The sequence below is a fragment of the Bradyrhizobium acaciae genome (assembly GCF_020889785.1).
Lineage (GTDB): Bacteria > Pseudomonadota > Alphaproteobacteria > Rhizobiales > Xanthobacteraceae > Bradyrhizobium > Bradyrhizobium acaciae.
In genome coordinates this window covers 1-10,262 of sequence record NZ_JACMYK010000206.1, presented here as the reverse complement: position 1 = coordinate 10,262, position 10,262 = coordinate 1, and the positions used below count along the sequence as shown (strand labels likewise).

Sequence of the window (10,262 nt, the reverse complement as noted above, 5' to 3'; positions counted from 1 at the left end):
CTTTCGCCGGGACGACGGCGACTTAAATTGCGCTCGTCCTACAACGGCTCGTCATCATTGCCGTAGCGATCGAGCTTCGGCGTGGCGATGTCGCCATCCTCGTAATAGTCGTCGTCCTGCTTTGATGCAGGCGGCGGAGGCGCCTTCGACTTGTCGTCGGTTTTCTCTTTGACGTTGGCGCCGCCCTTGCTTGTCTTGGCCATGCGTTTCCCCTGCGCGGGTCAAATCAGCTGCCGGAATTCTAGCCAGTTTCGTGGCGCTTGTAACGTGAGGAGACGATGCGGCGGGGTCACATCCCGCCGCGCTGGACCGCTTAGAACGTCGCACCCGCCTTGACCATGTAGGTGCGGCCGGGCAGCGGATAGGCCGAGAAGCGACCCGCCGTGAACGAGCTCGCGATGGCGTAGTCGTAGTAGAGCGCGTTGAACAGGTTGTTCACGCTCAGCGACCAGAAGAAGCGGTCAACCTGTCCGCTCAGCTTGATGTCGGCGGTGGCGTTGCCGGGAATCCGGCTCTGGGTGTTGGCCTGGTCGTTGTCCATGATGCGCGCGCTCCAGGCCCGCACCGTAGCGTCGAACACCAGATAGTTCTGCCAGATGTTCCAGGTCACGCCGAGATTGCCGGTATAGCGCGACACCAGCGGCACGTCGTTGCCCGCCCAGATCCCTTCGCGGAACACCGCACGGGTGATCGCCATGCCGCCGCGCAGGGTGACGCTGTCGCCGACTTTCAGCGAGGCGCTGGTCTCGCTGCCGTAGCGGCGGGTGGGGTCGAGGTTGACGTTGTAGAACAGCACCGGGTTGAAATGGATCTCGTTCTCGAGATCCATCAGATAGACGCTGGTCTGGACCTGAAACAGATTGGTCTTGACCCGGAAGCCCGCCTCTACGTCCTGCGACGTCTGGGTCTTGAGCTGAAAGTTCTGCGGGATCGGGGCGAAGGTCAGCGGGTCGAACGATGGCCCCGACGCGACGCGCTCGTCGACATCGGGCGTACGGAATGCGCGCGCCGCGCGGCCGAACACCGAGAAGGTGTCGGTGAAGCGATGCTCGAGGCCGACATGCAGCGCGTATTGGGTCTCGTTGCTGTCGAGCGGCGCCGCCTGGGTGTCGAAGGCGAACGGCGCATTGGGGTCGTAGCGATCTCGTGCCGAGACGCTCGTGTTCTGCACACGGGCGCCGTAGGAGACATCGGTGGTGGGCAGCAGGCCGATCGTATGCTGCCAGTACCCGGCGACGCTCTGCTGCTCGATATTGTAGATGTGGGTGGGATCGACGCCCTGATAGGCGCCGCGCGCCTCGCGGAATGTCGAATCGTAATAGTCGATGCCGGTCAGGATCGTGGACGGCATTCCCAGCATGACGTTCTTGACGCTGAGCCGCGGCGTGAGCGACCAGGTCTCGAGCGCGGCGTCATTGTAGGTCGAGGCGAAGCTGATTGTCGGCACGGTGCCGAAGAAGCCGCTTTGCGTCTCACGCTGCCGCCAGCCGCCATCGACGATGAGATCGACGCCGTTCGTCAGCGTCTTGGTGAAGCCGGCCGTGACGCTGGCAGTCTGCTGGTTGGCATAGTCGAACGGCGTCGCGGCGCCGCGGCGATCGGTGAGCAGCTCGTTGACGCCGATCGACGGATCGACCAACCGTCCACCGGGCAGGCCGAGCTTCTGGTCGCTGCCGGTGACGGTTAGGAAGGCGGTGAGATCTGATGTCGTGTAGTTGACGTTGCCGACGGCGTTGCGCTGGTCGAGAGCATTGTTGACGCGGTAGCCGTCGGACTTGATGCCGTTGCCGTAGAACGAGGTCGACCACGGCCCCGAATCGAGCGCCGCCGAGATCGCGGCCATCCGGGTATTGAACGAACCGTATCCGGCCTCGGCGCGCATCGTCGCCGGCGGACCGCCGGCGCCGGTCTTGGTGATGATGTTGATGACGCCGCCGACCGCGTTGTCGCCGTAGAGCACCGCGCCGCTGTTGCCGCGCGTGATCTCGATGCGCTCGATCGAATCGAGCGGGATCGTGGTGAGATCGAAGCCGGCCTTGTCGACGTCGTTGAGGCGGCGGCCGTTGAGCAGGAACAGGGTGTTGTCGGTCGCGAACGCGCCGAAGCCGCGCAGGTCGACCGAGGTCTTGGCGCCGTTCGGCCCGCCGTAGAGCGATTGCAACTGAACGCCGGGCACCTGCGCCAGGATGTCCGGCAGCGATTGCGATGGCGAATGCGCGATGTCGTCGGCCGTGATCACGGTCGAGGACGAGCCGACGATGCCGGCGAACTGGCGGCCGCCGCCGGGGCCGCCCGTTCCGGTGGCTACACCGGCCGCTGTCGTGTTCGATCCTGCTCCGCTGCCCGCATTATTGCCTTGCGTGGTGCCCGGCGCCGCCGGCGCGGCGCCGGCGCTTCGTCGGCAGTCGGTTTGGCGCGCGTAAAATTCTGGTCGCCCGGCTTGGTGACTTCGATCGCCGGCAGCTGATCGGGAGCGGGTGCCTGCTGCGCCCGTGCGGCAGAGGCAAGAATGGCAGGCGCGATCATCGTCGACACGAGCAGAAGCGCGCGGCGCCGATGCGATGGAATGGAGAACATAAGCGAGACCTCGGTAACGTCGGTGGCACGTCACCGCGAAGCAGTTTCACCATTGTGCCTGCAGCATCAGGTGAAGCTCATGCCTGTACTCCCCGACCGGCATCTTCGCGTGTGACCACGGCTGACGGCAGGTCTCCTGGCTCGCGGGTCGTTACCCTTCGTCGCCTTCCCAGGACCGAGATTCCCAGTGGCTTGTGACGAAGGATTCACCGCTTACAGTTGCGGGGGCAGCCGCGGCGTTGGGGAGGTTTCCCCGCACCGCATTCCCTTTTCATCTCATGAAAGAACCGTCATGGTCATCTAGGGTTCGGCCGGGCGGTAAAGTCAATCCGGCGGAAGTCGGGCAATGGCGAGGCGGCCACTGTTTTCGTCGGGTGTCGCTTGTCTGCCACGGCGATCGCTGTAAGAGCATGGATCGGATGAGCGTGCAGGATTTTGCCTTGGCGGCCGAGGTCGCGGCGCGGCGCCGATGGAGTGCTACCGCGGCGCTGCTTGCGCTCGTGGTGCTGCTCGTCGTGCTCTCGCTCGGCATTGGGCCGGTGCGGCTGTCGCCGCTTGCGGTGATTGAGGCGATGTTCGGCGGCGGCAGCGACGTCGCGCAGGTGATCGTGCGCGAGATCCGCCTGCCGCGCACCATTCTGGCATTCGCGATCGGCGGTATTCTCGGGCTGTCGGGTGCGGCGCTGCAGGGCCTGCTGCGCAATCCGCTGGCCTCGCCGTCGCTGTTCGGCGCGCCGCAATCGGCGGCGTTCGGCGCGGTGCTGGTGATCGCGCTGGGCCTCGCCGACGTGCGGTCCTACGCGCTGCCGGTGGTGGCGATCATCGCCGCGTTCGGCTCGGTGTTCGCGCTGCTCGCGATCGCCGGCCGCAATGCCGGGCTGTTGATCCTGATCCTCGCCGGGCTTGCGATATCGAGCTTCGCGGGTGCCGCGACGGCGCTGGTGATGAACCTTTCCAGCAATCCCTTCGTGGTGCTGGAAATCGCGTTCTGGCTGCTCGGCTCGCTGGAGGACCGCAGCTTTCAGCACGTGGCGCTGGCGTTGCCCTTCATCATCGCAGGCGCTGCCGTCTTGCTCAGCCAGGCGAGCGCGTTCCGCGCGCTGACGCTCGGCGAGGAAGCGGCGCAGAGCCTCGGCGTCGACGTCGGGCGGTTGCGGCTCTATGTGATCACAGGCGTGGCGCTCGGGGTTGGCGGCGCGGTTGCGGTGACGGGCACGATCGGCTTCATCGGTCTCGTTGCTCCACATCTGATGCGCCCGGTGATCGGTCATGATCCCGCCCGGCTGCTGGTGCCGAGCGCGCTGACCGGTTCGGCGCTGCTGCTCGCCGCCGATATCGCGGTACGCATCATCCCCTCGACCTCGGACATCAAGGTCGGCGTGCTGACCTCGATCATCGGCGTGCCGTTCTTCCTCTACCTGATCATGCGCGAACGCCGCGCGCTCGGTGGAGGCGTGGCATGACGCTGCTCTCCGCCACCGGCGTCGATGCGTCGTTGGGTAACCGCAAGGTGCTGCGCGATGTCTCGCTGTCGCTGGCAGCGGGCCATCTGGTGGCGCTGGTCGGTCCGAACGGTGCCGGCAAGACCACGCTGCTGCGTGCGCTGGCCGGGCTGATTCCGTCCGGCGGCGAGATCAGGATCGGCGGCGATACGCTAGCCTCGCTGCCGCTGCGCGAACGCGCGAAGCGCTTCGCCTATCTGCCGCAGGGACACATGGTGCACTGGCCGCTGCCGGCGCGCGATATCGTGGCGCTCGGCCGCTATCCGCATGGCGCGACCGATCCGGCACGGCTGTCACCGAGGGACATGGAGGCGGTGCTGCGGGCGATGCTGGCGGTCGACGTCACTGAATTCGGCGATCGCCGCGTCACCGAACTCTCCGGCGGGGAGCGCAGCCGCGTCGCGCTGGCCCGGGTGCTCGCGGTGGAGGCGCCGGTGATTTTGGCGGACGAGCCGACCGCCTCCCTCGATCCGCGCCACCAGATCGATGTGATGCAGAAGCTGCGAAATGTCGCCGACACCGGCGTGCTGGTTATCGTGGTAACGCATGATCTCGGGCTTGCTGCACGGTTCGCCGATCACGTGCTGGTGCTGTCGGAGGGACGGCTCGCGGCGCAGGGCACCCCTGATGCGGCGTTGTCGGAGAGTGTTCTGGCGAGCGTGTTCCGGGTTAGCGCCTATCGCGCGGAGTTTCAGCGCGAGGTCGTCATCGTGCCGTGGGCGGACGTCTGATGAGGATGCGGCATCTCGGCGAGCTCTGTTCACCTCTCCCGCTTGCGGGGGAGTATGGGCCGCCTTCGGCGGCCGTCCTTGAAGGACGCCGAAGCGAAGCTTCGGCTACGGCGCTCGAAGAGCGCGGCGGGTGGGGGCTCTCTCCACCTAAGGAGTGTTCATTGTGGCATGACCCCCACCCCAACCCTCCCCCGCAAGCGGGAGTGGGGGCGCACCTTTTCGATGGCCGGCATCGTGCTTCGAGTCACCTTGCCGCCGCGATTGCGATTCTGCTGTGGCTTAGCTCCGCCAGCGCCGCGTTCGCCGCCGGACCACGCATCGTCTCGATGAATGTCTGCAGCGACCAGCTCGTGCTGTCGCTCGCCGACCCGGACCAGATCCTCGGGCTCAGCCGCTTTTCGCGCGATGCCTGGCAATCCTGGGCCGCCGAGAAGGCACGAAACTTTCCGCGCCTGTCCGGCGGGGCCGAAGACGTGCTGTTGCTCAAGCCCGACATCGTCGTCGTCAGCCTGTTCGACAAGCGCGCGACGCGTGATCTGTTGAAGGCCAACGGTCTGCATCTCGTCGAGTTCACGGTGCCGCGCACGCTGGACGAGGTGAGGGACCAGATCCGCGCGATGGGCGATGTGGTGCGGCATCCGGAGCGCGCACAGGCCGAGATCACGCGCCTCGATGCGGCGATCGCCCGTGCGCGGGCGGTGGCAAGCGCGCATCATTACCGCGTGCTGCCGCTGGAGCGGCGCGGCTTTGTGTCGGGGGATAACAGCCTCATCAACTCGCTGCTGGCGGCAACCGGCCTGACCAATGCGGCCGGCGAACTCGGCCTCGGCACGGGCGGGTTTGCTTCGCTCGAGGCCATCGTGAAGTTGCGGCCGGATTTCATTCTGGTGTCGGAGGCCGGCGATCGCGCCGAGGATGAGGGCCGCGCCTTCCTGCTGCATCCGGCGCTGGAGCGCTTCTATCCGGAAGCCAGGCGCATCGTGCTGCCGGAGCGGCTCACGGTGTGCGGCGGTGTGATGCTGGCCGATGCGCTGGATCGGTTGACGGAAGAGCTACAGCGCGTGACTCGGTAACTCCCAGTAATCCGTCATCCTGAGGTGCGAGCCCTTGCGAGCCTCGAAGGATGAACGGCCCGGATATTTCCAGGTGTTCTCGGGTTGAGGCTGGCCGTCGCCCTTCGAGACGCGCTGCGCGCTCCTCAGGGTGACGGTGAGAAATAATGCGCGCCGGCCAATGGCTGCACGATCATCCCATCACCACAGGCCCGCCGGCCTTCTTCCAGGCGTCGATGCCGCCCTCGATATGGGCGGTGTTCGCCAGTCCCGCCTTCTTTGCGGCGGCCACCGCCATCGCCGAGCGCTCGCCGAACGCGCAGAAGAACACGATACGGCGGCCGGTCGCGGCCGCGACTTCGCGCAGCATGCCGCCGGGCTGCAAGGTGGCGCAAATCCCGGGATAAGGCGCGTGCATAGCGCCAGGAAGCATGCCGTGCTTGGTGCGTTCGCCGCTTTCGCGCAAATCGACCAGCAGGATGTCGGGCCGGCCGAGGCTCGCGATGGCGTCGCGCGCACTGAGGGAGAGGCCTTCCTTGGCGAGCGCGTCCTGGTGCAGGCCGACATGCATGTTGGCGGGCACCGCGACGTCCATCATCTTCGGGTTTGGCAGATTGAGGTTGTTCATCAGCTCGACATAGTCGTCGATCGATTTCACCTGCAGCCGCGGATTGTAGCGCTTCTCCTCGCCGATGGTGGAGACGGTGTCGCCCTTGTAGTCATGCGCCGGGAATACCAGCGTCTCCTCGGGCAGCTTGAGCAGGCGGTTGAAGATCGAATCGTACTGCGCCCGCGCGCTGCCGTTCTGGAAATCGGTGCGGCCGGTGCCGCGGATCAAGAGCGTATCGCCGGTGAAGACGCGGTCGCCCATCAAATAGCTGTAGGAATCGTCGGTGTGGCCGGGCGTGTACATCGCCTCGAGGCAGAGACCTTCGATCGTCACCCTGTCGCCGTCGGAGACGCGCATCGACACCACGTCGGCCTTGCTCTGCTCGCCCATGATGGTGATGCACTGGGTGCGGTCGCGCAGCTCGCCGAGGCCGGTGACGTGATCGGCGTGGAGATGCGTATCGACGGCCTTCACCAGCCGGAGATCGAGTTCCTGCAGCAGCTTGCAGTAGCGGTCGGCCTTTTCCAGCACCGGGTCGAGGATCAGCGCCTCGCCACCGGCGCGGCTCGCGAGCAGATAGCTGTAGGTGCCGGACACGCTGTCGAAGAGCTGGCGAAAGATCATGACGGCTTACCTATTCTATGGGTCAAGTCGTTGAAAGCATATTATTTCATAGATAGGGTTGATTCAAAGCAAATCCATCCCCGTGCACACGCCATCCCCGTTACCCTGAGATGCGAGCGAAGCGAGCCTCGAAGGGTGAACGGCCCGGCCCGTTTCCGGGGAAAGGCAATGCGCGCTGAAGCATCCGGGCCGTCCATCCTTCGAGACGCGCGCAAGAGCGCGCTCCTCCAGGATGACGGTCCAGGTTCGCAATTCGAGAACGAGAGGTGAGCCTCAAGGCCTGACGTAGCTCCAGCCCTGCTCCTGCAGCTCCATCAGGTGGACCACACCTGATGATACGATGGTGGCGTCGGAAACGACCGAGATCGCGTGGCCCTCGGCCTTCTCCATGCCCTGCCTGGTATTGCCGCAGGCGGAGAACTGGATCTTGCCCGGAAAGACGAAATCCTTGAGGCGCCTGATGCGGTCCTGCACCGGCGAGGTGTCGCTGCGCAGCATGTGCAGGCCGGGACCGTAGGTGACGATGTCGATCTCCACGTCCTCGTTTTTGGCGCGGTAGTATTCGATCACGTTGGTCGCGTTGTTGAGCGCCAGATTCATGACCTGCGGATCGTTCTGGTCGACCTGGATCGCGATGCGATGCGGCTTGTCGGCGGCGAGTGCGCCTGTTGCGAAGGCGAGCGAAAGCAGCGCGGCGGCGGCGAGACGGCGAAGCATGGGAGGTCTCTCAATGTGACGTCGTCATTCCTGCGACAAACGCAAAGCGTTTGCGCACGGGAGTGAGGCGACGAAGCAATCCATCTTTCTTTCTTGCGGCAAAGTGTGGATTGCTTCGCTTCGCTCGCAATGACGGCGGGGTTACGGCCGCACCAGCGTGTAGCCGTTCTCGGTGAGAAGCAAAATCTGCGCGACGCCGACCTGCACGGGGGTGGCGGCGCCGATGTAGTCCGGCCGCTTGCCGGTGTCGCGCTCGATGGTGTCGACGGTGTTGAGGCAGATGTCGACCCGCGCGCCCTGCGCGACCAGGCTCTCGACCAGCTTGCGGTTAGCATTGTCGGGCCTGAGCAGGTCGATGCCGGGGCCGAAGGCCACGATCTCGACCGCGACCTTGTCGGGGTCGTAGTGCTTCATCAGATTGTTCGCGACGCTGATGACGAGGCCCTGCTTCTTCGGGTCGTTGTCGGAGAGCTGCAGCACGACCTTGTGCTCGGCGAACGGCTTGTCCTGCAGCGGCGCGAGCTGGGCGCGGGCGAGCGGCGTTGCAAGCGCGATCGCCGCAAGGCCGAGCGTCGCGATGAGCGCGCGCCGCGTCATCCGTGCCTCGCAATGCCCGGATTGTCGTCGACGCCTTTCAGCGTGACGCCGGGCTCGTCGCGGTTCGGCGGCCGGCCGGCGCGCAGATGCCTGGCGACGACATCCCAGATCGGTGCGCCGTTCTGCTGGTTGACCGAGGCCCAGCCCGCGACCTTGTAGTGCTTGCCGGCTTCGAGATGCTTGCCGTTGCCGAGCTTCAGCTCGGAGATGCGCTTGCCGACGCTCTCGCCGGGCGTGCAGGTGTAGGCAAGGCCGCCGACGCGGACCATGTCGCCGCCCTGCTGATAATAGGGATCGACGTTGAACAAATTGTCGCAGACGTCTTCCAGCACATCCTTGATCTGGTTGCCGGTCATCGTCGCGACGTAGGTCTCTGGATAGGTGATCGCGGTTTCCGACAGCACGTCTTCCATGGTGATCGGCTGGCCGGCGAGCGTGGTGAGGCCCCAGCGGAAGCCGGGCGACAGCGCGATCTCGGCATTGAGCTCGTTCAGCAACGCGTCGCAGATCAGCTGGTCGACGGTGCCGGAGAAATTACCGCGGCGGTAAAGCAGCCGGTCGGCCGTGCCGAGCTTGTCGCTCCATTCGTCGACATGCGGGTCGCGCATCTTGTCGATCAGCGCCTGCATTGCGGGATCGGGCTTCAACAGCTCGGCGAAAACAGGCAGCAGGCGGTAGCGGACATTGGCGAGCTTGCCCTTGGCGAGATCGAGATCGAGCACGCCGATGAACTTGCCGTTGGAGCCGGCATTGGTGACCAGCGTGACGCCGCCGCCATTGGTCACCGTGATCGGGATCGGGATCGCGTCATGGGTGTGGCCGCCGAGGATGACGTCGATGCCGGTGACGCGGCTGGCAAGCTTGAGGTCGACATCCATGCCGTTATGCGACAGCAGGATCACCGCCTCGACCTTGTCGTCGTTGCGATGGCCGTCGACGAGTTTCTGCAACTCCTCGTCGCGGATGCCGAACTTCCAGTCCGGCGTGAAGCGCTTGGGATGCGCGATCGGCACATAGGGGAAGGCCTGGCCAATGATCGCGACGCGATGGCCGCCGATCTCCTTGATGATCGACGGCTTGAACACCCGCCCCGAGGCCGGATCGAACGCCTTGGCGTCGTTGAACGCGGCTTCCTCGGTCAGGAACACGTTCTGCGCCAGGAACTCGCCCTTGAAGCGGGAGAGATTGTCGCGCAGCACCTGCTCGCCATAGGTGAATTCCCAATGCCCGGTCATCGCCTCGATGCCGAGCAGGTTGGCGGCTTCGACCATGTCGGTGCCGTTCATCGCGTTGGCGAGGCCGGTGCCCTGCCAGAGGTCGCCGCCGTCGAGCAGGATCGAGCGCTTGTCGCCGACATCGGCGCGCAGCTTGTCGACCAGCGTCTTCAGATGGGCAAAGCCGCCGAGCCGTCCGAAGCGGACGGCGGCCTTCTCGAACTCGACGCAAGTGAAGGCATAGGCGTCGGCACTGTCGGGCCGGATGCCGAAGCGATCGAGGAACGCCTTGCCGACCAGATGCGGCGGCTGGCCGGCCATCGCGCCGACGCCGATATTGACGCCGGGCTCGCGGAAGAACACCGGCTTCAGCTGCGCATGGGTGTCGGTCATGTGCAGGATGCGGGCGTTGCCGAAGCGTTCAAGGTCATAGACGCTGGCGGTATCGGCGCCGCGCGCAAGCCGGGGCAGGCCGGCCATAAGCGTTGCGGCGGCGGATGCTTTCAAGAGATCTCGGCGGCCGATGATCATCGCTCTTCCGGCACTTGGTTGAAGCCACGCGGGCGGTGGTCGGGCTCTCTCCCCCCTTGCGGGGGAGAGTTGGAGAGAGGGGTGAGCCACGAACACCGCCCGTGCCG

The 10,262-nt window shown here is 65.5% G+C and carries 10 protein-coding genes and 1 riboswitch; of the genes, 4 read left to right on the top strand and 6 right to left on the bottom strand.

All coding sequences use genetic code 11. The features are described from left to right. Positions 1-38: 38 nt before the first annotated feature. Positions 39-203 (bottom strand): hypothetical protein, encoded by a 165-nt coding sequence (locus tag H8A92_RS37910; protein WP_229200373.1) that lies wholly within the window; start codon positions 201-203, stop codon positions 39-41. Between the two features lie 110 nt (positions 204-313). Continuing rightward, positions 314-2,239, bottom strand: coding sequence for a TonB-dependent receptor (locus tag H8A92_RS37905; protein ID WP_229200371.1), 1,926 nt, complete (start codon positions 2,237-2,239; stop codon positions 314-316). Between H8A92_RS37905 and H8A92_RS37900 the strand changes: the two genes are divergently transcribed. From H8A92_RS37900 to H8A92_RS37885, 4 genes are all read left to right on the top strand, one after another. Continuing rightward, positions 2,220-2,423: a hypothetical protein gene (locus H8A92_RS37900; protein WP_229200369.1), complete on the top strand. Its 204-nt coding sequence runs from the start codon at positions 2,220-2,222 to the stop codon at positions 2,421-2,423. The two genes, H8A92_RS37905 and H8A92_RS37900, sit on opposite strands and share 20 nt — an antisense overlap. A 263-nt stretch (positions 2,424-2,686) precedes the next feature. Further along, a riboswitch (cobalamin riboswitch) is annotated at positions 2,687-2,884 on the bottom strand. Between the two features lie 112 nt (positions 2,885-2,996). Further along, the gene (locus tag H8A92_RS37895; RefSeq protein ID WP_229200374.1) at positions 2,997-4,040 is read left to right on the top strand and encodes a FecCD family ABC transporter permease; all 1,044 of its coding nucleotides are present in this window, start codon (positions 2,997-2,999) and stop codon (positions 4,038-4,040) included. Beyond that, positions 4,037-4,810 carry an ABC transporter ATP-binding protein gene (locus H8A92_RS37890; protein ID WP_229200367.1) on the top strand — a complete coding sequence of 258 codons (774 nt, stop codon included), beginning with the start codon at positions 4,037-4,039 and terminating at the stop codon, positions 4,808-4,810. The genes H8A92_RS37895 and H8A92_RS37890 overlap by 4 nt, the downstream gene beginning before the upstream one ends. A 326-nt stretch (positions 4,811-5,136) precedes the next feature. Then, positions 5,137-5,883 (top strand): ABC transporter substrate-binding protein, encoded by a 747-nt coding sequence (locus H8A92_RS37885; protein WP_229200366.1) that lies wholly within the window; start codon positions 5,137-5,139, stop codon positions 5,881-5,883. Between the two features lie 172 nt (positions 5,884-6,055). On the opposite strand, the gene H8A92_RS37880 is transcribed toward H8A92_RS37885, so the two are convergent. From H8A92_RS37880 to soxB, 4 genes are all read right to left on the bottom strand, one after another. Further along, the gene (locus tag H8A92_RS37880; RefSeq protein WP_229200363.1) at positions 6,056-7,096 is read right to left on the bottom strand and encodes an MBL fold metallo-hydrolase; all 1,041 of its coding nucleotides are present in this window, start codon (positions 7,094-7,096) and stop codon (positions 6,056-6,058) included. Positions 7,097-7,369: 273 nt separating this feature from the next. After that, positions 7,370-7,813, bottom strand: a complete 444-nt coding sequence (locus H8A92_RS37875) for a DsrE family protein (RefSeq protein WP_229200361.1) — start codon at positions 7,811-7,813, stop codon at positions 7,370-7,372. A gap of 141 nt (positions 7,814-7,954) precedes the next feature. Next, the gene (locus tag H8A92_RS37870; protein ID WP_229200359.1) at positions 7,955-8,410 is read right to left on the bottom strand and encodes a DsrE family protein; all 456 of its coding nucleotides are present in this window, start codon (positions 8,408-8,410) and stop codon (positions 7,955-7,957) included. Further along, positions 8,407-10,155: a thiosulfohydrolase SoxB gene (soxB, locus tag H8A92_RS37865; protein WP_229200358.1), complete on the bottom strand. Its 1,749-nt coding sequence runs from the start codon at positions 10,153-10,155 to the stop codon at positions 8,407-8,409. Before soxB ends, H8A92_RS37870 begins: the two co-directional genes overlap by 4 nt. Positions 10,156-10,262: the final 107 nt, after the last annotated feature.